This is a genomic window from Actinoplanes sp. NPDC048988 (genome assembly GCF_043197815.1).
In the GTDB taxonomy this organism is placed as follows: Bacteria; Actinomycetota; Actinomycetes; order Mycobacteriales; family Micromonosporaceae; genus Actinoplanes.
Genome location: NZ_JBICTW010000012.1, coordinates 87,288 through 111,024 on the forward strand (window position 1 = coordinate 87,288; position 23,737 = coordinate 111,024).

The following is a 23,737-nucleotide window of genomic DNA, read 5'->3' on the forward strand; positions in this document are numbered from 1 at the left end:
CCCTCAGTCGGGAAGTTGAGCGCACGACGGGTCGTGGTCGTCGAGCACTCCCCGGTAGACCGGGTGGCGCAGCTGGGTTCCGCCCGTCCACGAGCGGTACGCGATGCGGGCCACCACCTCGGGTTCGACCCAGGTGGCCTCGGCCATCGCCGTCAGCTCGGCGTGGCTCGCGGGTGGGCGGACCCGGCGCAGCGGGGTGAGCCGGCGCTCGAGCTGCTGTCGTGCGGCGCCGGACAGTCCACTGCCGACGCGGCCGACCAGGTGCAGGCGCCCGGACCGGTCGTAGGCGCCCACGATCAGGGCGCCGATCGTGTCGCGCAGCCGGCCCCGGCCGGGCAGCCATCCGCACACCACCACGTCCGCAGTGTGCGGGATGACCGTCTTGACCCACGTCTTGCTGCGCAGACCCGGCGTGTACGGCGAGGCCAGCCGCTTACAGACGACGCCTTCCAGCCCGTGTTCCCGGGCGGCCGCGTACACCTCGGCCGTGGCTCCGGGGAAGGAGGGCGGCGTCTGGACTCCGGCGCCCCGCAGGTCGAGCTCCTCGAGCAGACCCCGGCGATTGCTGTACGGCGTCTCCAGCAGCTCCTCGTCGCCGAGCACCAGCAGGTCGAACAGGTACAGGGTGACCGGCGCCGCCCGGAGCAGCCGGGGGCCGGGATCGCGCACGCCGATCCGCTGCTGGAGCCGGGAGAAATCGGTGACACCGGCCGCGTCCAGGCACACCAGTTCGCCGTCGAGCGCGGCCCGCCGCCCGCCCAGCAGCTCCGGCAGCGCGGCCAGCTCGGGGAAGTTTCCCGTCACGTCCCGGCCGGTGCGGCTGTGCACGCGCCACCGGTCGCCGTTCGCCGTCACGCAGGCCCGCATCCCGTCGTGTTTGATCTCCGCCGCCCAGCCCTCGCCCGTCGGGACCGGCCCCGGCGTGGCCAGCATGGGAGCGATCGGGGTCGGCACCCCGTGATCGTCGGGCGGAGGTCCGGCGTACCGCAGGCGAACCGGCGGAATCCAGTCGTCATGGCGACAGATCAGCCGTCGATCCGCCCGGCGCGACCAAGATGACGATGAGGGAGGGACATGAGCGTCCAACTGCGGGGGCGGGCCGGGGACGGGCCGCTCGATCATCTGCGCACGATGATCCGGGCGCTGCCGGTGCCGACCGCGCCGGTGACCTTTCCGAGCCGGGAGGCGGCGCTCGGGCTGGCCCTGATGGACCTGTCGTTCCGGCTCGACCATCTGCCCCGGCTGTCCGAGCATCTGACGCTGATGGACCGCGGGCACATGAGCCGGACCATCAGCGTCGACGTCGACCTCGACCTCATCTCGGGGCGGCTGCGCGACACCCTGATGGTGCCGGGCGAGGGGTCGTCGCTGTGGGTGCCGGTGTCCCGGTACAGCCGGCGCGACCTGGCGCCGGTGGTCATCCGCGAGTCGAACGGTGAGGTCGTGCCGCGGCTGTCGCACCGCGACGCCAACCGGGTCACCGCGGCCGCCTTCGTGAAGCTGCTGTTCATGCTGATCAACGCGCATGAGGACGTGTCGGCGCCGGCCAGCCCCATCCACCAGCTGCGGCACACCCATCAGCGCTCGCGGTGGCTGATCGAGACGGCGATCACCGAGCTGATCATGGTGGGTTCGCCGGCCGGGCCCCGGCTGCGCACGCCGGTCGACCACGCGGAGCTGGCGGCGCCGGTCGCGCGTGAGGGCGGCTCTCATTCCGTACGGGACCTGGCGCTCGCCGGTCTTGACGTGCTCTTCCCCGGCGAGGAACAGGTGCCGTTCGCGCGGCTGCTGCAATTGGCCGTACGGCAGGACATCCTGGTCGCTCAGCTCGGCCTGGACCGCCCGCGCCGGTTCCTGACCTGGGAGGCGCCGCTGCTGCCGGCGCAGCACCGGCCGGCCCCGCTGCAGACACTGGCCAAGAACGTGCTGCCGGTCAACCGCGAGTTCGTGGTGGAGTACCAGACCGAGATCCCGCGCTCGGTCAAGGCGTACCACCTGACCTTGGAGGTCCGGCAGGAGATCAGCGTGCGCCGGTTCCTGATGTCCAGTGACGTCGACGAGGAGTTCGTCGAGGTGCTGGCCCAGGACCTGGAGTCGGTGGCCCGGCGCGCGGCCCGGCTCGGCGACCACCACAAGCTGCTCGAACTGGAGATGCAGAGCATCGCCTCGCGGCTGGCCGAGCTGGGCCGCCGGCGCCTGGTCGACCTGACCGGCTACGAGGCCTACCTGGCCCGGCTGCCGATCCCGGTCGGCCCGGGCTCGGTGCCGCCGCCGGCCCGGCTGACCTCGGCCCAGGTGCTCGAGGCGCTGTCACGCGGCGACTGCTCGCTCGACGTGCTGGCCGCGTTCTGCGCCCACTACGCCGCCGACGGCCTGCAACATCTGGCCAAGAGCCTGCTGGCCGGGCCGGCTCTGCTGAACATCGCGGCCGGCCTGCGCGCGTCCCAGGTGGGCCGGGACGTCATCACCGACAACGATCCGCGCGAGCACGGCGCCCACGCGCACTGGCGGCGGCCCTCGGTGGAGCTCAGCCCGCAGTCGACCGAGCCGGTGCGCGTGTTCGCCTACATGGCCCTGGCCGACGAGGCGCCGGCCCTGATCGAGAGCATCACCCGCATGGTGGCCGGGCTGGCCCTGGTCGTCCTGGGCATCGGGACGCTGCTGTCGGGCGGGACAGCGTGGCTGTACTCGGCCGAGGTGTCCGAGCAGTTCGTGCCCGAGCAGGCCGACGCCGTGGTCGCGGTCCTGCTGCTGGTGCCCGGCCTGTTGTTGGCCCGGCTCGACCTGCCGAGCACGAAATCGGTGCTGGGTCAGCTGCACCGGTTCCAGCGGACCCTGGCCGCCGCCTCGGTGGTGGTGACCACCGCGCTGGCCATCGTGGTCGGCACGGTGCAGTCCGACCGGGAGATGACCCGGATGTTCCAGCTCGCCCTGGCCGTCCTGCTCGGCATCCTGGTCTGCTGCCTGTGCGAGTTCTACGCCCGGCGGATCCACCGGGGCAGCTCGGTGCCCCGCTCGACGAAGGTGCCGCGCTGGCTGCGCGACGCCCGCCGCTCCACCCGCCATCCGGTCGAGCCGGACGACTTCTTCGACGCGCGCGGCGAGGTGTGAGATGACCCAGCCCGCGAGCTCCACCAAGTCGTCGGAACTGGCCCGGATCGCGGCCGAGGCGGCCGGCACCCACTTCTCCTCGGTGCAGTTCACCCTCACCCACCGGGCCGCCAACGGGTCGGTGCCGGCGCCGGCCATCGAACCGGACAAGGAGGACCCGAACGGCTGGCCCACCGACTTCTGCCACTTCTCGGCGGCCGGCCTGTCGGTGTCCACGTCGACCTGGCCGTCGGCCATGACCGCGTTCAGCGGCCGGGTCCAGATCGGCCTCGAGGAGGGCGCCGGCCAGCGGGACACGTACTCGTACTCGGGCTACGCCGTGCCGAACCCCGGGTTCCTCAACCAGTCCACCCGCAAGGTCGAGGTCATCATCACGCTGGGCACCACGCACTGGTCACCGACCTACCGCGAGGCCCTGATGCAGGCGCTGATCATCGAGAAGCTGACCGGCCTGGCCGCCGAACGCGACGCCCCGGTGCTGCACCTGCACACCCCGGTCGCCCCGGTGCCGCAGACCAGCAAGGCCGAGCGCGGCGACGGCTCGATCGAGCGGCTGCGCGACGCGATCGGCCCCTGCCTGCGGTTCTCGGTCGGGGTCGACCCGGCGCTGTCCGGCACCCGGCTCGACTTCGAGACCGAGCTGGCGGCGCTGGCCGAGGAGTACGGCTTCGGCCTGAAACTGAGCGACCAGCGGTTCAACCGGGTACGGGGTGAGTGGTTCACGATCCGCGGATTCGACCGCGAGCGCTACCGCCAGGCCCGCAACCGCCTCTTCCCGGACGCCGCCGCGCTGACCCCGCGCCGCGCGGTCATCGCCAGCGTGGTCGGCCCCTCCCGCACCGGCACGACGGCGGCCGCGGTGGCCGCGCTGCGGGCCCGGGGGATCGGTGTGCTGGCCGCCTCCATCTCGAGCATGCGCAAGACCACCTTCATCAACCTGATGCTGCCGGTCGCGGCCGGCGCGCCCCGCCTGATGCCGCAGTGGTCGGGCGGCTGGCTCGACGCGCTGCCCCGGCTGAGCGCCTGCACCGGCCACCCGCCGGCGGCCGAGGAGACCGGCGACAGTCTGATCGACGACTGGAAGGTCGCGGTCAGCCCGGCCATGCGCTGCACCTACCCGCCGTCGAGCCAGCAGACCGGCGCCACCATCACGGGCCGCGTCCCCTACCCGATCTGGCTGTGGTGGCAGCTGCCGCACCGCACGGTCGACACCCCGGCCCTGCTCTCCGAGGTCCAGGCCGCGCTGCGCCCGCACACCCGGCGGTGCGAGGTCGCCTACGCCCAGTCGCGCCTGTGCCGGGGTGACGTCGTACGGGGCCGGGCCAAACTGGTCGTGATGCTCTCGGAGGAACACCGCGACCACGCCGCCGTGCAGCGCCTGCTGACCGACGCCACCGAGGCGGCCCAGTACCGCGTCCGCGAGCGCCTGCCCCTGCTCGGCTGCCTCGACCCCAGCAAGATCCGCCTGCGCCTGTCACCGCGCGAGCGCTGGCTCACCTACGCCGGCGTCTCCACCTGACCGGCCGGAGCTCAGTGCCCCGGCCCCTGCACCATCCTGTGCCGTTCGAGCTCGTGCGCGCCGCCCTTCTTGGCCAGCGTCGCGCACGCCTCCTCGATGTCGCGGGCCAGCGTGTCGACATGCTCGCGGCTCATCGTCTCCTTGACCAGAGCGCGCATGATCGTCACGCGCTGCGCGTTCGGCGGCAGCGTGTAGGCGGGCACCATCCAGCCCCGCTCGGCGGCCAGCTGCCAGGCCACGTCGAACTCGTCGAACCCGTTGTCGGCGGCCAGCCGGAACGCCACCAGCGGCAGCTGCTCCTCGTCCGGCCCGATCAGCTCGAACAGGCCCATCGCGGCCAGCTTCTCGCCCAGCACCCGGGCGTTGGCCTGCATGTTCTTCATGATGTACGCGTAGCCGGTCCGGCCGTAGCGCACCAGGTTGTAATACTGGGCCAGCACCATGGCCGAGCCGGTGGAGAAGTTCAGGGTGAAGGTCGAGTCGGTCTTGCCGAGGTAGTTCTCCTTGAAGACCAGCTCGTCGGCCAGGTCGGCGCTCTCCCGGAAGATCAGCCATCCGATGCCCGGGTAGACCAGCCCGAACTTGTGCCCCGACACGTTTATCGAGCGGACCTGCTCGAGCCGGAAATCCCAGGCGGTGTCCGGGTACAGGAACGGCCACACGAAACCGCCGCTCGCCCCGTCCACATGAAGTGGCACGTCGAGCCCGCGCTCGCTCTTGATCCGCAGCAGGAGCTCGTTGATGCCGGCGATGTCGTCCTTGTGCCCGGTGAACGTCGTGCCGAGGACGGCCGCGACCCCGATGGTGTTCTCGTCGACGAACGGTTCCACATCGTCGGGCCCGATCGTGTACTTGCCCGGCCGCAGCGGCACGATCCGCGGCTCGACGTCGAAGTACCGGCAGAACTTCTCCCACACGACATGCACGTCACCACCGAAGACCAGATTGGGTACGGCGGTGGCGGCGCCCCGCCGTTTACGCCAGTTCCACTTCAGCGACAGCCCACCCAGCATGATCGCCTCGGACGACCCCTGGGTCCGCGCTCCGGTGGTCGCGCCCGGGGCGTGGAACAGGTCGGCCAGCATCCGGATGCACCGCTGCTCGATCTCGGCCGTCCGCGGATACTCGGCGTGGTCGATGAAGTTGCGGTGCAGGTTCTCGGCGATGATCCGCTGCGCCTCCGGCTCCATCCAGGTGGTCACAAAGGTGGCCAGATTCCGGGCCGGGTCACCTTCCAGGGCCAGATCCTCGGCGACGAGACGGAAGGCGTCCTGCGCCGTCATCCCCTCCACCGGAAACGTCCGGGTCGGCACCTCGTGCGTGGCGAACTGGTTGCCGTACAGGTCGGCGTCGCTCATGCCGGTCATGTGCTCTCCTTGGGAACGGAATCAACAGTGCGGCCCCGACCAGGAAACAGAGGGCGCCGAGCAGGGTCCCGGCGAGATCGGCGCGCAGGTCGATCACATCGCCGGTGCTGGGCAGTACGAAGGCGGCCAGCGCCGCGCCCATGAAAAGAACCGAGCCGGCCATGGTGAGCCAGGCGATCCACCAGGCCCGCCGCCACCGGGGAACACCGGCGACGGCGAGCACCCCGAACACACTGGCGACGAGAAACAGCGTCGATCCGAACACGTCGGGCCGCCAGACGTGCCGATCCTGCTGCTGAACGGAGAGATTATGGGCCAGCGCGACCAGAGTGCTGACGTTGAAAAGAAGCGTCCCCGGAAACTGAACGGCCGCCGCCAGCCAGTTCCGGTCATGGGGCCGGGGCCCCCAGAACACGAGCCGCAACGGCCCACCGTCACCAGCGGGCGTCTGAGCCTGAAGCAACTGAAGAAACGAGGCCCCGGTAAAAAAGATCGACCCCACGAAGTACGTCAGAGCATCGGCGTCGGCCCCGACCGCATCGGCGTACGCGGGCACCGACGCCACAACGAAGCAGGCCCCCCGGCCACGAAGAGCCCACCGATCGCAGCGTCGAGACGCTTCGGACGAATCCGCACTCCCGCCCCCACGTCGTCGACAGCTTCGTCCCCTCAATGCAATGCCGCCACCCCCACCGCCGCATCACCCCTCACGGATGACCCGCGTCGCGCTCCACCCCGCCGCCCACCGCAGCCCGCTTCCCGAGCCGCCCACCACGGCGCGTTTCCAGCCGAGCCGGCCGCCGCAGCCCGCTTCCCGACTCGGCTGAGACCGAGCTGGTTGCCGCGGGGCGCTTCGCGAGCCGGCCGCCGCAGCGTGTTTCCCGAGCCGGCTACTTAGACGTCGAGATGAACGCCGTTGGCCTCGGCCGCGAAGTGGACGTTGGCCAGAACGCCGTCCGAGCCGTCCCCGTCGACGAGCGGCCCGGTCGCCCACCCCTCGGCGGCCAGCCGCTCCCCGGCTCCGCTCGGCGGCCTGCCGAGCGCCCGATCCGCCGGCCTGCGATCCGGCGTTCGCACCGAGGGCGAGCGATCCGGCGTCCTGCCCGGCGTCCGCACCGGGGGTGAGCGATCCGGCGTTCGCTCCAGGGGCGAGTGATCCGGCGTCCAGCTCGGCGTTCGCACCGGGAGCGAGTGACCCGGCGTTCGCGCCGGGGGCGAGCGATTTGGCGTCCGCGCTTGGGAAAAGGTGGTTCTCGCCCCACAGGTAGTGGTCCGACGTGGGGCCCGTGGTGAAGCCCAGCGTGGTCGGCTGAGGCCGCGGGGCGTAGGCCAGGGTGGCCAGCCCGGAGCCGGCGGCAGCGCCCAGCGCGGCCCCGATCAGCAGCGACACGACGACAGCGGCCCGGGCCAGCGGACGGTGGACCGGTGGGCGGAAGCGCTCGCGCAGGCCGTCGAGGACCAGGCGGCGCCGGTCGGCCCGGGCGGGGGCGCCGCCGGGGCCGGCCATCTCCAGCATCGTCTCGATCAGTTCGGGGCCGTGCTTGCGGCGGAGGCAGGCCGGATACGCGACCAGCAGAGCCTTGTACGTCACGCCGCACCGCCGGCCGGGCGCGGGCGCAGGGCGAGCTGGCGGTCGACGGCGGCCGAGCGGCGGCGCAGGCGGTCGGCCTGGGCGGTCAGGGCCGCCGCGCCGCTGTCGCTCAGGCGGTAGTAGCGGCGCAGGCGGTCGTTGACCGCCTCTTCCCGGTCGACGGCGATCAGGCCCTGCTGGTCGAGCCGGTCGAGGGCTCCGTACAGCGTGCCGGGACGCAGTTTCACCTCGCCCTCGGAGAGCTCGGCGACGGATTGGACGATCCCGTACCCGTGCAGCGGCTGGGCTGCGAGCGCGGTCAGGATGAGGAAGGTGGGTTACGTCAACCGTGCTGTCAGGTCGGCCGCCACCTGCTCGGGCGCTGTCATGTCGGCGATCTGCCCCTGGATGCGGGCGGCTCCGGCGGCGTAGGCCGGGTCCGTCACCACCTTGCGGACGGCTTCGCGCAGTGTCTCCGGGTCGACCGGGCCGGGGGCCAGGCCGATGCCGCAGCCGGCCTGGTTCACGGCGGCGGCCTGCACCGGCTGGTCGGCGCCCTGCGGCCACACCACCAGCGGCACGCCCGCGGCGAGGCTGCCGAGGGTGGTTCCCGCGCCGCCGTGGATCAGCGCCGCCGAGACCCCCGGGAGCAGCTGGGCCAGCGGCTGGAAGGGCAGGACGGTCGCGTGCGGAGACTTGTGCGGAACCGCCGACGCGTCCGTTCCGGGCAGCGTCGTCGCGAGGAAGTCGACCGCCAGCGGGTCGTCGCCGCCGGTGAGGTCGTCCAGCAGTTTGCCGACGACGTCCGGCGCGGCGAAGTGCGATCCGAGCGTGACCAGCACGCGGGGCCGGCCGGGCGTCGGGGCCGGAACCGGTCCGGCGGTGGCCGGGCCCTGGTGGGGTTCGGGGCGCAGGGTCCACCGCTCGGCCGTGGTCGGCGTCCGGGAGGCGCCCAGGTCGGGCGGGCAGGTCTCGAGGAGCCAGCGGCCGGCCGGCAGCGCCGTCGGCGCGGTGAAACCGCGCGCGTCGAAGCGCGGCGCGGCGTTGGCGGCGATGGCGCCCAGGAATTCCGGCGGGACGCCCGGTCCGGTCGAGACCGTGGCCAGCGGCACGTCCAGGCCCGCCGCGACGAACACGCCGACCAGGTCGAACATCTCGTTGACGATCAGGTCGGGCTGCCAGGCGCGGGCCAGTTCGAGGGCGGCGTCCCCGCCCAGGTCCAGGCGCGCGCCGGCGAAGAACTCGGCCACCGCGGCCGGCGAGGTGCCGGCGGCCGCGTCGGTTCCGGTGCGGCGGGCGGCCTCCAGGAAGAGGGCGTCGGGGGCGGGGCCGGCCTGGAGGTGCTCGAATCCCTCGGCCGCCACGTCGTCCGCCAGCGCCGCGGCGGACAGGACGGCGACCTGGTCACCGCGGCGGGCGAACGCGCGGGCGAGGGAGAGCAGTGGATAGAAGTGCCCCTGGGAAGGCACGGCTGAGAAGAGAACCTTCATGCTCATCAGCATATTGTTGCGTTCATCAGAATGACGTTCTTGTGATCGAGGGAACAGCTACCATGAGCGGCGAGGAAAGGGCCCCATGACCACGGCACGAGGCACCCGGCGCGCGCAGGCGGCGGCCGAGACGCGGGAACTGATTCTGGGCGCGGCCCGGCGCTGCTTCGCCGAGGACGGGTACGCGGGCGCGACCGTCAACGACATCGCGGCCGCGGCCGGCGTCGCGGTGGCCACGGTCTACACCAGCGTCGGCGGCAAGCCCGTACTCCTGGAACAACTGGTGCGCCGGGGCATGCGGGACGCGGCGGTCGCCGAGAGCCTCGACCGGGTCGCCCGGGCCGAGACCGGCGAGGAGGTGGTGCTGGCCATCGCCGAGGGCACCGGCGCGGCCTACCGCCGGCACGACACCGTGATCGCCCTGCTGATCGACACCGCGTCGCACGAGCCCGTGGCCCAGCGCCTGCGGGAGGAGGCCGTCGAGTCCTTCCGCTCGGCCCTGGCCAAGGCCGCCGAGCGCCTGGACGAGCTCGGCGTCCTGCGCGTCGACCGGGAGCGGGCCACCGACGTGCTCTGGTACTTCTTCGGCCTGTACGCCTGGCCGCGCGTCCTGCGGGACGCGACGTGGACCCCCGGCGAGGCGGCGGCCTGGCTGTACGAGACCGCCGTCCGTGCCCTGCTGAACGACTAAGCGTCCAGCATCGTGTAAAGGCTCGTGATGCGCCCGTCGGCCACGAGGCAGATGTCGACCCCGCTGACCGCGGGCGCCGCCCCTTCGGGCCCGAACTGCCAGGCGAGCATGGTCAGATCCTGCACGACCCGGACCTCACCGACCGCCGCGAAGACGAACCCGGGCGCCTTGTCGAGCAGCCCCTGCGCCTTCCGGTCCAGCGCGTCCCACCCCACGACCACCTCGTCCGGGTCGGCGAAGGTCACGTCCTCGGCGTAAATCTCCCGAATGGCCGTGGCCCTCTTCTCGGGGTCACGCTCTCCGAAGACCTCGAGCAGATTGCGAAAGGCGAGTTCGATCCTCTGGTCGGCCATGGCAGACACAATAGGCGGCACAATGCCGTCATGGCCTTCGATCGGGGGGTTGCGCTGCTCACGTAGCGCGTGGGCCGTCGACGGAACGCACCGGCTGACAGGAACGCCGACGCTGGAACTGCCAGGACCATCGCCAGTTTTCTCGACGTGCTCCCCTTCAGGAGGCGGCGAATACGACGTCGACCCAGTAGTTGGCCGACTGCCAGGTGTTGGTGGGGAAGCCCCCGCCCGTGCCGTACCGGTACAGGCCGTTGGCACCGTCGACGCCGTTCGCCAGGGCGTGCAGCGGGCCGTTGTCGGCGCCGTTGTTCGCGAAGTAGCCGGTGTCGGCGGCGTAGCGGCCCACCGGCGCGTAGTAGGAGACGACGTACGTGGTGTTCGTAGTGATCGTCACCGGCGACGAGAAGGTGGCGGTCTGCCAGCCGGACGCCGACTCGCCGGCGAAGGTGACGGTCGCCAGCTGGGTGCCGCTGTTCGACCAGAGCCGGCCCAGGTGCGTGCCGGTGTTGCCACTGCCCTTGTAGAAGCGGACGCCGGTGACCTGGCCGGCGACGTCGGAGCGGAAGCGCAGGCCGAGCTCGACGGCCGAGGTCTCCGGATCGGCCGGGGTTCCGGGAACCGCCGTGGCCGGCCAGACCGAGTACGTGGTGGTCGTAGGCGCGGCGCCGGTGGTGAACGACCAGCTTGTCGAACTCATCGTGTTGCCCGCCGTGTCGCGCGCCCCGCTGATCGAAATCGTATATGTCGTATTCGGGGCGAGGCTTGTGGACGGGGTGAACGTCGCCACGCCATCGCTGTAGGTGGTGGCGCCGCTGACGCCCGCGATCGCCATCACGGCGCCGGACACGGGCTCGTTGAAGGTGGCGCTCGGCCTGATGGACGTGGCCACGCCGGTCGCGTTGGGCTCGGGGCTGCGGCTGGTCACGGCCGGCGGGGTGGTGTCGGGCGCGGCGGTGCCCGGGGTGAAGGCCACGTCCACGTAGTAGTTCGCGCTGCGCCAGGCCAGCGTCGGGAAGCCGGTGCCGAAGCGGTAGACGCCGTTGACCCCGTCGGCGCCGTCCCGCAGGGCGTGCAGCGGCGCGTTGTCGTACGCCTGCGACGCGAAGTAGTCGGTGTCGGCGGCGTAGTGGCCGTTCGGCGCGTAGTACGAGACCACGTACGTCGTGTTCGGCGTCAGCGTCACCGGCGCCGACAGGTTCGCCTGCTGCCAGCCCGACGCGGACTCGCCGGTGAAGGTGACCTGCGCCAGCTGCGTGCCCGTGTTGGACCAGAGCCGCCCCACATGGGTGCCGGTGTTGGCGCTGCTCTTGTAGAACCGGATCGCCGTCACCTGCCCGGCCACGTCGGTGCGGAACCGGGTGCCGATCTCGGTGCCGGTGCTGTCCGGATCGGCCGGGGTGGCCGGGGTGACGGTGGCGTTCCAGATGCCGCACGGGCAGGTCCGCGAGCCGACGGTCACCGCGCGGGTCGCGTCGGCACCGACGTTGCCGCTGTCGTCGGTGGCCCGGACCCGGATCGTGGCCGCCCCGGTCGTGCCCGGCCGCCACGTGTAGGACCAGGTGGCTCGCCCGGACGCCGGATGCCAGGTCGCGCCGTTGTCGGTGGAGATCTCGACGCCGCCGACCACCCCGCCGCCGGTGTCGGTGGCGGTGCCCGAGACGACGGTCGGCGAACCCACCGGCACGGTCGCCCCGGCGGCGGGCGCGGTCACGACCGCCGCCGGCCCGACGGTGTCGGTCGAGGCGGTGGCCACGGTCAGCCCCGGCTGCGGGGTGCCGGGCTGCACGCCCATGTCGGCCAGCAGGTTGACCGTGGCCTGCCTCATCGGTGTGCTGGCCGCGCCCGAACCCCGGTCGTGGTTGCTGTCCAGGCCCCACGACCACTGCACGGTGCCGGCGCCGAAGACCAGGGCGCCGCTGGGCGCGCGGTAGAGCGTCAGATTGTGGGTGGCGCTGCCCGTCGCGTACGTCGAACCGTAGTCCTGCAACACGTCCAGGCCCGACGCCGTGGTCGTGGACAGCTTGATCAGCCCGCGCGGCCTCGCGCCGTTGTCGGCGTCCTCGTCCCACTCGTAGCCGACGGTCCCGGTGCCCAGCGTCGCGGTCGCGCCGGCCGCCTGCGTGGCCACGGTCGTGCCGCGCCAGAGCCGCATCTTGCCGTCCGCGGCCGGCACCTGAAGGTTCACCGTGCCCGCGTTCACCTTGAAGATCGTGCCGGTCAGCCCGTTCTCGGGCCGGCCGCCGTCGGCCGGCGGGCTGAACCGCGGGTCACGCCACGAGCCGGTCCAGGCCGGATCCGGGTCGATCTTCCCGTTGGCGTGGGTCTCCTTGTAGGTGACCATGGTCCGGTACGAGTTCTCCCAGCGCGTCTTCCAGAACACCTCGTTGCCGCTGAGGAACGCGAGGTTGACCCCGGCGTCGCGGGCGGCCTCCACGTTGGCCCGCTGCTGCCCCGACCAGTACTCGTCATGACCGACCGACAGGAACGCCTGGTGGTTCCGGAGCAGCGCCCCGTTGCGGTCGGCGTCGACCCCGGCGATGTAGCTGACGTCGTACCCGTTGGCCTCGAGCCAGCGCACCATCGGATATTCGGCGTTGTAGACGTAGTCCTCGGCCCCGGTCCCGCGCGTGGTGATCGGCCGGTTGTAGCTCACCTTGTAGGCACGCCCCACCGGCGAGCCGACGTAAAGGCTGTTACCCCCATATTGGTTGTACGCCTGCCAGGTCGAGTCCGAGGTCTGGAAGACGATCCCGGAGTGGCTCGCGTCGTCACGCACCACGAAGTGGATGTGGCTGGCCCCGGAGGTGCCGTCGGTCCGGACGAGCCGGGCGAAGTAGATGCCGGAGACGGCGTTCGCCGGCACCGGCCAGGAGGCCGAGACCGCCCAGTTCCCGCAGTCGACGAGCCCGGTCGCGGCCTGGCTCATGCAGCCCGGCTGGCTCTGCGCCCCGACCGGATTGACCGACGTGATGAGCCGCGCGCCGTTCCCGCCGTAATAGCCCATCCGGTAGATGTCGACCCGGTACGAGGCGGCCGACGAGTCGATCTTGAACTGCACGGTCTCGCCCACGTTGACGCTGATCTGCGTCGGGAAGCCCTGCAGGGCCGAACTGCCGTACCCGGAAATGTCCCAGGTGCTCTTCGGCGTGCCCGCTTTGCTGTTCTCACAAGCGATCGGATTGATCAGCGGCGCACACGCGTCAGCGGCGGCCGGCTCGGCCCCGGCCACGGACAACCCCGTGACGGCGAGGGCGAGAACTAGAAACGTCCTGAGTGTACGCACGCGTATCGCCTCCCAAACGCAGACGCAAAGCATGCGAACGCGCCGACCCCCGAACTGTCGGCTCGGCGACACGCGTGTCCGGCGTGGGCGAAGTGCGCAACTAGTCGGCCCGGTCAGCGCCGCGGCGCTGACCGGACCGGACCCAATTACCGCCGATCAGAGGATTCCGCCTTTTCTCGGGGCGCGCCGGCGGCCCCACAGTGGTCCTTCGTCTCGGACAGGCCGAGCGCGTCGGCCTGGATCTCCGCTTCTCTTCTCGCGGGGGACGCTCAGTCTTCGGTCTCGCCCTACCGTGCGGCTGCGTCGGGTAGGCGCCTGCCTGTTGCGATCAAGCGGCCGTCGCCGGTGAGAATGGGTAGTGTCGATGGGAAGGAGTGGAGATGCCGGCGGGTGAGGTGATTGCGGCGGCGCTGGCCGCCGGGGCGACGGCGGGGATGAAAGACACCGCGTCGGCGGCGGTGAAGGATGCCTACTCCGGGTTGAAACGCGTGCTGCGGCCGTGGTTGCGCGGCGACGCGCGGCAGGCGTTGGAGGCCGACGAGACCGAGCCGGACGTGTGGGAGGCCCTGATCGGCGACGAACTGGACGCGTCCGGCGCTGTCGAGGACGAAGAGGTCCTGACCGTGGCGCGGCGGTTGCTGGCACTGGTCGATCCGGACGGCTCGGCGGCCGGCAAGTTCCTGGTGGACGCGCGCGAGGCGAAGGGTGTGCAGGTCGGTGACCACAACACCCAGCACAACACCTTCTCCTGATTCCGAACCATCGCCTCCGCCGATGCGGGCCGAGGTGGACGCCCGGGACGCGAAGGGCGTGCAGGTCGGTGACGGCAACACCCAGAACAACTTCTTCTCCGGTCAAGAGCCAGTCGAGTGGCCGGTCCGGGTCGGGATCGTCCCGCAACCGGCCGCCTCCTTTCAGGGCCGGTCGACGGCCGGCGAACTCCACACCTCCCCAGCGGCTGGGGCGGGCACCCGGCTGTTGTCCGGTCTGGGCGGGGTCGGCAAGACCCAGCTGGCGATTCATCTCGCCGAGCGATTGTGGAGCGGCAACCAGATTGATCTGCTGCTATGGGTAGCGGCCGGTTCCCGGCAATCGATCATCACCGGATACGCCCAGGCCGCGGCCGACTTGGCGCTGCGCGGTGTGACCGGTGCCGACATCGAGCAGGACGCGGCTCGTTTCCATGCCTGGCTGGCCAGCACGGACCGGCGGTGGCTGGTCGTGCTCGACGACCTGACCGCCACGGCCGACCTGCAGCAGCTGTGGCCGCCCGGCCGACGCTCCGGTCGTACCGTGGTCACGACCCGGTTGCGCGGCGCCGGACTCGACGGCCCCGAACGTCGGCTGATCGCGGTCGGCACCTTCTCCCACGAGGAGGCCGTCCATTACCTCCGAGCCAGGCTCGGCGACACCCGCCTGGCCGATGACCCGGCCGGCGTCGCCGCCGATCTCGGCCGCCTGCCCCTCGCCCTGGCCCAGGCCGCCGCGTTCCTGCGCGACGAACGGGTGACCTGTTCGGAATACCGGCGGCGTTTCGCCGACAGCCGCGCCCGCCTCGACGACCTGGTCCCCGATCCGAGCGGGTCGACCGGGCTGCCGGATGACTACCAGCGCACCGTCGCCGCCACCCTCGCCCTGTCCATCGACGCCGCCGACGCCACCCGCCCGGCCGGCCTGGCCCGCCCACTACTGGAGCTGGCCAGCGTGCTCGATCCCGCCGGCATCCCCACCTCGGTGTTCACCACCACCGCGGCCGGCAACTGGCTGAGCTACCGGTGCGGCCGCACCTCACCCCTCGTCGACGAGAGGACGGTGCGCTCCGGCCTGCAAGTCCTGCACCGGCTCAACCTCATCACCGCCACTGCCGAAGCGGTGACCGTGCACGCCCTGGTCCAACGCGCCACCCGCGACACCTGTACTCAAGACACCCTGGCCGACACCGCCTGGGCAGCCGCCGACGCCCTCACCGAAATCTGGCCGGACGTGGAACGCGACACCGCCCACGCTCAACGCCTGCGCAGCAACACCACAACCGTGCGCCACCACGCCGGCGACAGCCTGGTTCAACCCAGCCCTCACCCGGTCGTCAATCGAGTCAACCGCAGCCTCGGCGAATCGGGGAACCCGGCTGCCGCGATGAAAGCCTTTGAGCAACTTCGTGACGACCTGCTGCGGGTACTCGGACCTGACCACCTCGACACCCTGACCACCCGTAGCAATCTCGCCCACTGGCGCGGCGAGGCCGGCGACGCCGCTGGTGCCGCCTCCGCCTTCCACCAGCTACTGAACGACCTGCTGCGGGTGGTCGGACCCGACCACCGCCACACTCTGACCATCCGCAACAACCTCGCCCATTGGCGCGGCAAGGCCGGCGACCCGGCCGGCGCCGCCACCGCCGCCGAGGAGTTGCTCGAGGACCAGCTGCGCGTGCTCGGACCGGACCACCCCGACACCCTGGCCACTCGGGGCAACCTCGCCCACTGGCGCGGCGAGGCCGGGGACGCGGCCGGCGCCGCCACTGCCACCGAGGAGTTGCTCGACGATCAACTGTGGGTGCTCGGACCCGACCATCCGGCCACCCTGCACACCCGCAAGAATCTTGCCTCTTGGCGCGGCTGGACCGGGGACACCGCCGGCGCCGTCGCCGCCTTCCGACACCTACTCGAGGACCAGCTGCGCGTGCAGGGACCCGACCACCCCGACACTCTGGACACCCGCAGCAACCTCGCCACCTGGCGCGGCCGCGCCGGGGACCCGGCCGGCGCCGCCACCGCGACCGAGGAGTTGCTCGGCGACCAGCTGCGCGTGCTCGGACCCGACCATCCCGGCACCCTGGCCACTCGGGGCAACCTGGCCACCTGGCGCGGCGAGGCCGGGGACCCGGCGGGTGCCGCCACCGCCACCGAGGAGTTGCTCGGCGACCAGCTGCGCGTGCAAGGACCCGACCACCCCGACACCCTGGTCACCCGCAGCAACCTCGCCACCTGGCGCGGCCGCGCCGGGGACGCGGTCGGCGCCGCCACCGCCTTCCAACAGCTCCTGAACGACCAAGTGCGCGTGCTCGGACCCGACCACCCCGGCACCCTGAACACCCTCGACAACCTCGATTACTGGCGCGGCCAAGCCGGGGAGGACTCAGACCACACTCTGTGATGTCAGCGCCGGGTGCGGAGCATGCGGCGCAGTTCGTCGGTGACCTCCAGGACCGTCTGGCGTACCACCGGGGATACGCCGGCGGCGGTCTGGTCGGCTCGGGTCAGGAAGTCGGCGTCGATGGCGAAGCGGGGGAGCAGGCGTCCCGAGTAGACCATGGACGGAACCATGCCGCCGCGGTCGAAGGTGGGCAGCAGGGACAGGTAGCTCGGGCCGAAGCCGGACAGCAGATGGTTCTGGCCGGGCCGCCAGAAAGCGGTGGTCACCGTGCGCACGGCGCTGAGCGGGACGGCCCGGTCGACGGCCAGCATCTGCCACATCGCGGACTTCTCGGCGGCGTCGGGGCGGGCCGCCCGCACGGCCAGGGCGCGGTGCGAGGCGTCCGGGTCGGGGTCGCGCTTGAGCAGGTCGTCCACCTCGGCCCGGGTGTCGCCGCCCAGCTCGGCCTTGCGGATCAGCAGGCGCCACGACAGGTCGACGTCGGCGCCGGACTGCAGCATGGCCACCGCGTCGAGGTCGGGGGCCGAGCGGGCCAGGCCGCGCAGGGCCACCTGGCGGCGGGCCGGCTGCTCGGCCAGGCGGGCGCAGAGCGCGAAGAACTCGGCCATCAGCGCCGGGCGGTCGGTGTCGCCGGCCCAGTACTCGGCGGCGTCGCCGGCCAGGCGCAGGTACGGCTCGACCACCGTGTCGGCCGTTTCGACGGCCAGCACGGACGCGACGCAGCGGACCGTCTCGGCCGGGGTCGCCTCGGCGTTCGTCAGCATGTCCCAGACGGTGGCCACGGCGACGCCGCGCGACACCGGCGTCGGCAGCGCGCCGGCGTCGTCGATCAAGGTCGGCCGGTCGGTGGCCGACGGGCGGGTGGTGGCGAACGTCAGGTCCTCGTCGTTCACCAGGTAGAGGTCCGCTCCCTCGGGCAGCGTCACCGGGGTGCTTCCGCCCCGCACGTCGACCCGGGCCAGAGCGGTCCGGGTCAAACCCGCCGGACCCCGGTCGTACGCCCCGACGGCCAGTACCTGAGGACGCGGGGGACCGGCCGGGCCCGTCCCGGTCAGCGTCCGGCCGTCGAAGGTGAAACGGTCGGTGCCGGCCGTCTCGAGCCATCCGGCCCGCCACGCGTCGAGGTCGCGACCGGACGCCTCGGCCAGGGCGTCCATCAAATCTTGCAGGGTGGTGCTGCCCCACGCGTACCGGGCGAAGTAGCTTTTCATGCCCGCCACGAACCGCTCCTCGCCCACGTAGACCATGAGCTGGTAGAGGACCGCGGCGCCCTTGGGGTACGTGATGGCGTCGAAGATGGACGCGGCCTCGGCCACGTCGCGCATCGGCTGGCGGATCGGATGCGACATCGGGCCCTGGTCGGCCAGGTACGCGATGAGCTTGTCGCTGGCCAGCATGCCCACCCGGGCGTCGGTGTGGCGGGTGGCGCGCTCGGCCGCCCAGTAGCAGGCGAACTCGGCGAACGCCTCGTTCAGCCACAGGTCGTCCCACCAGCGCATGGTGACGATGTTGCCGAACCACATGTGCGACAGTTCGTGCAGCAGCACGACGGCCAGCGTCTCCCGCTCGGCCGGGGTCGGCTCGGAGCGCCGCAGGAACGAGTCCTCCCAGGTGACGCAGCCCCAGTTCTCCATGGCGCCGCCGAAGTCGGGCATGAACATCTGGTCGTACTTGCGCTGGGGGAACGGCATGCCGAAGACGTCGGCGAAGAAGGCCAGACCCTGCTCGGTGACGGTGAAGATCTCATCCGCGTCCCGGTCGAGCACCGCGGCGAGCGAGCGCCGGCAGAACAACCCGAGGTCGTGGCCACCGGCCTCCCGCCGTATCTCGTGCAGCGGGCCGGCGTTGACGACAGTGTTGTACGTGGCCAGCGGCGGAGTGTCGGGGAAGGCCCACACGCGTACCCCCGCAAGCTCGTGAATCTCGGGGTCGCCGGTGTTGGAGCCGACGATCCACTGATCGGGAGCGGTCACGGTGAAGGCGTGCGGCGCCTTGAGGTCGGGCTGGTCGAAGCAGGCGAACAGGTGGCGGGCCTCGTCCGGGGCGAAGGTGGTCCAGACGTAGACCTCGCCGTCGGCCGGGTCGACCGACTTGTGCACACCGGGCCCGTCGGCCGTGTCGGTCTGCCGGGTCTCGACGCGCAGCGTGTTGCGCTGGGCCAGATCGGACAGGAGGATCCGGCCCTCCTCCGCCTCGGGCAGCGGCTTGCCGTTCAGGGTCGCCGAGAGGACCGGTGCGACGCAGTCGGCGAAGGTGGACGCGCCGGGCTCACGACAGGTGAAGGTCACCGTGGACACGCAGGTCACGCCGGGTCCGGTGGGCAGCTCGGTGAAGTCGATCGCGATGTCGTACCGCTCGACGGCGATCAGCGCGGCCCGCTGCTCGGCTTCGGCCTGGGTGAGACTCCGGGGGTCCATCCGCCCGATATTAGGCGGCACCCCCGGAGTCTCGCGCCCCTTTAAACGCGGCCGTCATCCGCAGGCCGCGGTTCCCAGCTTGACCGTGCTCGGCGGCGTGGCGGTTCCGTTGGCGACGAAGCCGATCGTCACGGAGGCCCCGGCGGCCAGGGCCGGGCTGCTGCCGGGAGCGGCCGCGGTGACGGTGGTGCCGGACTGGGTGACGGTGGCGTTCCAGCCGCTGCCCAGGGTCACGCCGGCCGGCCACGCCCAGGTCGCCGTCCACGGGTTGACCGCCGCGGTGCCGGTGTTCTTGATCGTCAGGGAGCCCTGGAAGCCGCCCGGCCACGCGTTGTCCTGCTTGTAGGTGGCCGTGCAGGCCCCGGCCGGCACCGGCGGCGGCGTGGTCGGGCCGCCGTCACCGCCGCCGCCCACGGGCGCGATCAGGTACGGCTGGATGATCGCCTGCTTGGCGGTGTTGATGGTCGTCCAGTCGTCGTTGGCGATACCGCCGGTGTCCCCCGAGTTCGGGTTCCACGACCAGTAGGTGAACGACATCCCGTCGGCGCCGGTGCCGGTGTAGGCGAGCAGACGCTGCAGCCACACCTTGTCGACGTCGCTCTGCAGGGTACTGCCGAATTCGCCGATCATGATGGGGGCGATGTTCTGCTTGTACAGATAACCCCAGTACCGGTCCCAGATCGCCGGCATGTTGGCGGGATAGGACGGATCGTCGAACCACTTCTGGTGGAAGACGGAAGTCGCGTATTCGTGCGGCGAGTAGACCAGGCGGTTGGCGACGTCGAGACGTACGGGAAATTGCCCGGCCTTGGAAAGATTGCCGCCCCACCAGCCGCAGTCCTCGTCATTGCTGGGGTCGTTGTCCCAGACGTTCGAGAGGCCACCGCTCGGACAGCTCACACCCTCCACGAAAATGAGCCAATTGGGTTGTACGGACAGAATGGCGTTGCCCGCCCGTTCGGCGGCGAGCCGCCAGTCGCGGGCCGGGTCGCCACAACCCCAGCAGGAACCGGTGGCGGCCGGGTTGGTGCCCTCGGCGTGCGGCTCGTTGTGCAGGTCGGCGCCGATGACGGTGGTGTTCCCGGCGTAGCGGCGGGCCAGCGCCTGCCAGTTGGCGATCCAGGTCGACTCGGGAACGGCCGAGGTGTACCAGAGGGCGGTCTGCCCGGCGGCGGTCGGCCGGTGCCGGTCGAGGATGATCCGCATGCCCTTGCCGCCGGCGTAGTCGACGACCTTGTCGAGGATCTGCAGCGGCGACAGCCCGACCAGGTCGGGGTTCACGAAGTCGTTGACGCCGCTCGCGGTGGCGCCGCTCTTGAGCGCGTCGTCGGAGAACGGCACCCGCAGCGTGTTGTAGCCGAGGCGGGCCATGGTGTCGAGCTGGGAACGCCACGGGTTGCTCGACCACAGACCGTGGAAGGTCTTGTTGTCGGTCTCCATGCCGAACCAGTTGATACCGGTCAGCCGGACGGTGGCGCCCGTACTGTCCACGATCTTGTTTCCGCTGGTGTGCAGGTAGCCGGTGCCGGTCCCGCCGGCCGCGGCGACAGCGGGCGCGGCGGCGGGCACGGCCGTGAGGCCGGCCGCGACCAGACAGACGAGGGCGAGCTTCCTCTTCAATGCTGACACTGGTCACTCCATTCAATCCAGTGATAGGCATCGTTACATGGGAGCGCTCCCAGGGCAATAGGAACGTGCGGCGGCGCGCCAAGGCCCGGGGGCGGCGGCTTCGAGGGTGGCCAGGCCGGCGTCGGCCGGCTACGGCCGGGCCTGTCCGGCGACGAGGCGGATGGTGAACCCGTCGGGACTCTGACCGAAGGTGACGAGGCTGCAGGACTGGAAGGCGAGCCACAGGCCCAGCCCGCCGCGGGAGGCGGCGGCCGAGGTGGGGAAGAGGCCGGCGAACGGCGCGTCGGGCCCGTTCCCGGCGTCGGCCACGGTGACGAGCATCCGTTGCGGTGAGCTCCACAGCCGGACCGTCATCGGTGGCGTCCCGTGGTGGATCGCGTTGGACACCGCCTCGGAGGCACCCAGCACGAGCCCGCGGACGTCGTTCTCGGCCAGCGCCGTCGCCCGGCCGGCCCGGGCGATCGCGGCCCGCACCTGCGCGGGAAACGGGTCGCGGAACGTCGCCACCGGCGCGGTGCCCTCCAACGGGTCACGCCAGGCCGACCGGCGCCCGCCCAGAAACGTTTCAGGAACGACGAAGCCGGGATTTTCCTCATGCGCCGAGCCCTCGACGAGGAACGGATGTGTGCTCCGCACGTCAGCCATCACCTCGGCCGGAGCGATGCGCGTGTCGTACGGGCAGAGACCCCAGACGGGAAAGTCGTCGAACGCCCGGTTGACGGCCGCCTCGTACCGAGCCCACCATTCCCACGGCACCCCGGTCCCCGGATGCGGCACCTCACCGGCGACGCGAACCTGCGCGGACCCGGCATTCGCGTATTCCCTGAGCATCCGCTGGTAGCGGTCGATGGCGGAGGCCGGCCGCGCGAACTGAAGCTCGGCGTCGACATATCTGATCCCGCCGCCGAAGACGTCGGCGACCAGCGCCTGGTTATGGCTCGCAAACGCCGCGACAACCGGCTCACCGGCTTCGAGCCCCCCGGCCAGAAACGGAACGACGACGTCAAGAAAAGCCTGGTCGGAGTCATAGAAGGCGGCTTCGTGAAAACACCCGCGATACCCGGCCGCCGCCCCCGACCTTATGCGGCCACGCCCCGCACCCGCTCCCGTGCGGCTGTGCCCGGCGGCTGGGTCTTCTCCTGTGTGGCTGTGCCCGGCGGCTGGGTCTTGTCCCGTGTGGCTGTGCCCGGCGGCTGGGTCTTCTCCTGTGCGGCTGTGCCCTGCGGCTGGGTCTTCTCCTGTGTGGCTGTGCCCGGCGGCTGGGTCTTCTCCTGTGCGGCTGTGCCCTGCGGCTGGGTCTTCTCCCGTGTGGCCTTGCCCTGCGGCTGCGCCCGATCCCATGTGGCTACGTCCGGAGGTCGTGTCGCCCTGTCGGCGACGTCTATGCGGCCACGCTGCCCGATACCCGGCTCCTATGCAACCAGGTCACACGATCGGCATCGTCCGAACGGCGGAGTGGGCGTGCCACACGGCGACGTACGCTCCTGAGCGCCCGGACGCGAAAGGATCTCATGAATCGCCACGACCGGAGCGTCAACGGGACGGTGGTCCTTTTGGCGTCAGCCATCGTTCTCAGCCTCGGCGTGTCGGTGTACGCGGGTTTCCAGCTCGGTCACGACGACGACCGCACTCTGGGCGTCACCACCCAGCCCGTGCCGTCCCCGATCGAACCGGCCGGCTACCCATCGGTCCCGGTCTCCGTGGCCCCGGCGCCGGCGTCCCCCTCCGCTTCCTCCGCGGTCCGGTTGTCACCACCACCAGCGTCCTCCGCCCGGTTGTCCCCATCGCCCGGTTCGCCACCCACGTCGCCTTCCACCGCGCCCACCACACGGCGGCCCGCCCTCCCGGCCTGGACGGAGCGGACGATCACGAGCACCAGCGTTCTCACCTCCGGCCAGAGCTGGTCCACGAACCGTTTGGCCCTCACCGTGACCCCCGGCGGCGATCTGGTGCTCCGCGACCAGGGCCGTCCGGTCTGGCGAACCAACACGACAACCGGCGTCAAGCTGGTCATGCAGAACGACGGACACCTGGTCCTGTACGACGCCGCGAACAGCACCGTGTGGAGCAGCGGCACCGCCGGCAACCCCGGGGCGCTCCTGCTCCTGAGGGCCAACGGTTCCATGGCCATCACCGCCAACGGTCGCACTCTCTTCCAGGTGGGGCCGATTTAGGCTTCGTTCATGACTTCTCTTGCTGCCCGCACCATCGCAGCCCTCCGCACCGAGCACGACGACCTCGCGGCGGCCGTCGCCGCTTTCACGCCCGCCCAGATCGAGGGCCCGTCCGGCGCCTCCAACTGGACCGTCGCCGAGGTGCTGTCGCACCTGGGCAGCGGCGCCGAGATCAACCTGGCCGTCCTCCGAGGCGCCACCGGCGAGGCCGAGGCCCCCGGCCCCGGCTTCAACCAGAGCGTGTGGGACCGGTGGAACGCCCTGACCCCCGAAGCCCAGGCCACCGGCGCGATCGAGTCGAACGCCACGTTGGTAGCCGCCTTCGAGGCCCTGACGCCGGAACAGCACGACAAGCTGACGATCAACCTCGGCTTCCTGCCGCAGCCCATTCCGCTCGCCTCCTTCGCCGCCATGCGCCTCACCGAAGTCGTCCACCACGACTGGGACGTCCGCGTGGCCGCCGACCCCACGGCCGCCCTGGCCGACGCCCCGGCCGCCCTGCTGGCCGAGCACCTGGCCGGCGGCCTGAGCTTCTTCCTGGGCTTCATCGCGAAGACCGACGCGGTAACCACCCCCGCCGTCATCGAGATCAGCACAACCCCGTACCGCATCGTCCTGAACGACGGCGCCCACTTCACCACTGACGAGACCCCCGCAACGGCAACGTTCGAGGGCCCGCTGGAGGCCGCCATGCGCCTACTCGTAGGCCGCCTGACCCCACCACACACCCCCACTGCCGTGAAGGTGACCGGCAACATCACCCTCGACGACCTGCGCGCCGTCTTCCCCGGCTTCTGACACCACGCAGAGCGCCGTGGGTACAGGCGCGGACACGGGTGCGGCCGTCGGTGCGCTGTGCCGAGCGCGCCCGGCGGCTGCTGGCGGTGCCTCCTGCCGGGTCAGAGACGCGGAAGGTGGCGTCCTCCCGCTCGGCCGCGCTGGAGCCAAACTGATCGGATCGGTGCGGGGCAGCTAACGCC

Annotated in this window: 18 protein-coding genes; 7 read left to right on the plus strand and 11 right to left on the minus strand. The window is 71.5% G+C overall.

Annotation, left to right across the window (positions count from 1 at the left end; translation table 11 throughout):
- Positions 1-3 precede the first annotated feature (3 nt).
- Complete coding sequence (gene ligD / locus ACGFJ7_RS30940) at positions 4-954, minus strand: non-homologous end-joining DNA ligase (RefSeq protein ID WP_392645239.1); 951 nt, start codon at positions 952-954, stop codon at positions 4-6.
- Positions 955-1,074: 120 nt separating this feature from the next.
- On the opposite strand from ligD, the gene ACGFJ7_RS30945 reads away from it, so the two are divergent.
- Complete coding sequence (locus ACGFJ7_RS30945; RefSeq protein WP_360260932.1) at positions 1,075-3,111, plus strand: hypothetical protein; 2,037 nt, start codon at positions 1,075-1,077, stop codon at positions 3,109-3,111.
- 1 nt (position 3,112) lies between these two features.
- Positions 3,113-4,630 (plus strand): hypothetical protein, encoded by a 1,518-nt coding sequence (locus ACGFJ7_RS30950; protein WP_360260934.1) that lies wholly within the window; start codon positions 3,113-3,115, stop codon positions 4,628-4,630.
- An 11-nt stretch (positions 4,631-4,641) separates the two neighbouring features.
- On the opposite strand, the gene ACGFJ7_RS30955 is transcribed toward ACGFJ7_RS30950, so the two are convergent.
- The 5 genes from ACGFJ7_RS30955 to ACGFJ7_RS30975 form a co-directional block, all read right to left on the minus strand.
- Positions 4,642-5,943 (minus strand): glutamate decarboxylase, encoded by a 1,302-nt coding sequence (locus ACGFJ7_RS30955; RefSeq protein ID WP_392645459.1) that lies wholly within the window; start codon positions 5,941-5,943, stop codon positions 4,642-4,644.
- Positions 5,858-6,553: a hypothetical protein gene (locus tag ACGFJ7_RS30960; RefSeq protein WP_392645241.1), complete on the minus strand. Its 696-nt coding sequence runs from the start codon at positions 6,551-6,553 to the stop codon at positions 5,858-5,860. The genes ACGFJ7_RS30955 and ACGFJ7_RS30960 overlap by 86 nt, the downstream gene beginning before the upstream one ends.
- Before the next feature lie 144 nt (positions 6,554-6,697).
- Positions 6,698-7,588 carry a hypothetical protein gene (locus ACGFJ7_RS30965; RefSeq protein ID WP_392645242.1) on the minus strand — a complete coding sequence of 297 codons (891 nt, stop codon included), beginning with the start codon at positions 7,586-7,588 and terminating at the stop codon, positions 6,698-6,700.
- Entirely contained in the window at positions 7,585-7,893 is a 309-nt protein-coding gene (locus ACGFJ7_RS30970) for a PadR family transcriptional regulator (protein WP_392645460.1), read from the minus strand. Before ACGFJ7_RS30970 ends, ACGFJ7_RS30965 begins: the two co-directional genes overlap by 4 nt.
- Before the next feature lie 12 nt (positions 7,894-7,905).
- The gene (locus ACGFJ7_RS30975; RefSeq protein WP_392645244.1) at positions 7,906-9,057 is read right to left on the minus strand and encodes a glycosyltransferase; all 1,152 of its coding nucleotides are present in this window, start codon (positions 9,055-9,057) and stop codon (positions 7,906-7,908) included.
- Positions 9,058-9,142: 85 nt separating this feature from the next.
- Here ACGFJ7_RS30975 and ACGFJ7_RS30980 point away from each other — a divergent pair, with 85 nt between their 5' ends.
- Positions 9,143-9,748 (plus strand): TetR family transcriptional regulator, encoded by a 606-nt coding sequence (locus tag ACGFJ7_RS30980; RefSeq protein WP_360260941.1) that lies wholly within the window; start codon positions 9,143-9,145, stop codon positions 9,746-9,748.
- Here the strand turns inward: ACGFJ7_RS30980 and ACGFJ7_RS30985 are convergent.
- Both ACGFJ7_RS30985 and ACGFJ7_RS30990 read right to left on the minus strand, forming a co-directional pair.
- Entirely contained in the window at positions 9,745-10,101 is a 357-nt protein-coding gene (locus ACGFJ7_RS30985; protein WP_360260943.1) for a nuclear transport factor 2 family protein, read from the minus strand. The two genes, ACGFJ7_RS30980 and ACGFJ7_RS30985, sit on opposite strands and share 4 nt — an antisense overlap.
- A 157-nt stretch (positions 10,102-10,258) precedes the next feature.
- Positions 10,259-13,384 carry a N,N-dimethylformamidase beta subunit family domain-containing protein gene (locus ACGFJ7_RS30990; protein ID WP_392645246.1) on the minus strand — a complete coding sequence of 1,042 codons (3,126 nt, stop codon included), beginning with the start codon at positions 13,382-13,384 and terminating at the stop codon, positions 10,259-10,261.
- Between the two features lie 380 nt (positions 13,385-13,764).
- Here ACGFJ7_RS30990 and ACGFJ7_RS30995 point away from each other — a divergent pair, with 380 nt between their 5' ends.
- Both ACGFJ7_RS30995 and ACGFJ7_RS31000 read left to right on the plus strand, forming a co-directional pair.
- Entirely contained in the window at positions 13,765-14,136 is a 372-nt protein-coding gene (locus tag ACGFJ7_RS30995) for a hypothetical protein (RefSeq protein WP_360260947.1), read from the plus strand.
- Between the two features lie 22 nt (positions 14,137-14,158).
- Complete coding sequence (locus tag ACGFJ7_RS31000; RefSeq protein ID WP_392645248.1) at positions 14,159-16,537, plus strand: tetratricopeptide repeat protein; 2,379 nt, start codon at positions 14,159-14,161, stop codon at positions 16,535-16,537.
- A gap of 2 nt (positions 16,538-16,539) precedes the next feature.
- Here the strand turns inward: ACGFJ7_RS31000 and pepN are convergent, their stop codons facing one another.
- The 3 genes from pepN to ACGFJ7_RS31015 form a co-directional block, all read right to left on the minus strand.
- Positions 16,540-18,954 carry an aminopeptidase N gene (gene pepN, locus ACGFJ7_RS31005; RefSeq protein ID WP_392645250.1) on the minus strand — a complete coding sequence of 805 codons (2,415 nt, stop codon included), beginning with the start codon at positions 18,952-18,954 and terminating at the stop codon, positions 16,540-16,542.
- A gap of 54 nt (positions 18,955-19,008) precedes the next feature.
- Positions 19,009-20,583, minus strand: coding sequence for a cellulase family glycosylhydrolase (locus tag ACGFJ7_RS31010; protein WP_392645252.1), 1,575 nt, complete (start codon positions 20,581-20,583; stop codon positions 19,009-19,011).
- Positions 20,584-20,712: 129 nt separating this feature from the next.
- Positions 20,713-21,924 (minus strand): anti-sigma factor RsbA family regulatory protein, encoded by a 1,212-nt coding sequence (locus ACGFJ7_RS31015; RefSeq protein WP_392645254.1) that lies wholly within the window; start codon positions 21,922-21,924, stop codon positions 20,713-20,715.
- Between the two features lie 212 nt (positions 21,925-22,136).
- On the opposite strand from ACGFJ7_RS31015, the gene ACGFJ7_RS31020 reads away from it, so the two are divergent.
- Together ACGFJ7_RS31020 and ACGFJ7_RS31025 are read left to right on the plus strand one after the other, a co-directional pair.
- Positions 22,137-22,757 (plus strand): hypothetical protein, encoded by a 621-nt coding sequence (locus ACGFJ7_RS31020; RefSeq protein ID WP_392645256.1) that lies wholly within the window; start codon positions 22,137-22,139, stop codon positions 22,755-22,757.
- 9 nt (positions 22,758-22,766) lie between these two features.
- Positions 22,767-23,555 carry a maleylpyruvate isomerase family mycothiol-dependent enzyme gene (locus ACGFJ7_RS31025; RefSeq protein WP_392645257.1) on the plus strand — a complete coding sequence of 263 codons (789 nt, stop codon included), beginning with the start codon at positions 22,767-22,769 and terminating at the stop codon, positions 23,553-23,555.
- The last annotated feature ends 182 nt before the right edge of the window (positions 23,556-23,737 follow it).

Bases quoted from the DNA above. Each gene is read 5' to 3' on its own strand.
- ACGFJ7_RS30985 (WP_360260943.1), bottom strand. From the start codon at position 10,101: ATGGCCGACCAGAGGATCGAACTCGCCTTTCGCAATCTGCTCGAGGTC.
- ACGFJ7_RS30975 (WP_392645244.1), bottom strand. From the start codon at position 9,057: ATGAAGGTTCTCTTCTCAGCCGTGCCTTCCCAGGGGCACTTCTATCCA.
- ACGFJ7_RS30980 (WP_360260941.1), top strand. From the start codon at position 9,143: ATGACCACGGCACGAGGCACCCGGCGCGCGCAGGCGGCGGCCGAGACG.
- ACGFJ7_RS30995 (WP_360260947.1), top strand. From the start codon at position 13,765: ATGCCGGCGGGTGAGGTGATTGCGGCGGCGCTGGCCGCCGGGGCGACG.
- ACGFJ7_RS30950 (WP_360260934.1), top strand. From the start codon at position 3,113: ATGACCCAGCCCGCGAGCTCCACCAAGTCGTCGGAACTGGCCCGGATC.
- ACGFJ7_RS31000 (WP_392645248.1), top strand. From the start codon at position 14,159: ATGCGGGCCGAGGTGGACGCCCGGGACGCGAAGGGCGTGCAGGTCGGT.
- ACGFJ7_RS30945 (WP_360260932.1), top strand. From the start codon at position 1,075: ATGAGCGTCCAACTGCGGGGGCGGGCCGGGGACGGGCCGCTCGATCAT.
- ACGFJ7_RS31025 (WP_392645257.1), top strand. From the start codon at position 22,767: ATGACTTCTCTTGCTGCCCGCACCATCGCAGCCCTCCGCACCGAGCAC.
- pepN (WP_392645250.1), bottom strand. From the start codon at position 18,954: ATGGACCCCCGGAGTCTCACCCAGGCCGAAGCCGAGCAGCGGGCCGCG.
- ACGFJ7_RS31015 (WP_392645254.1), bottom strand. From the start codon at position 21,924: ATGGGATCGGGCGCAGCCGCAGGGCAAGGCCACACGGGAGAAGACCCA.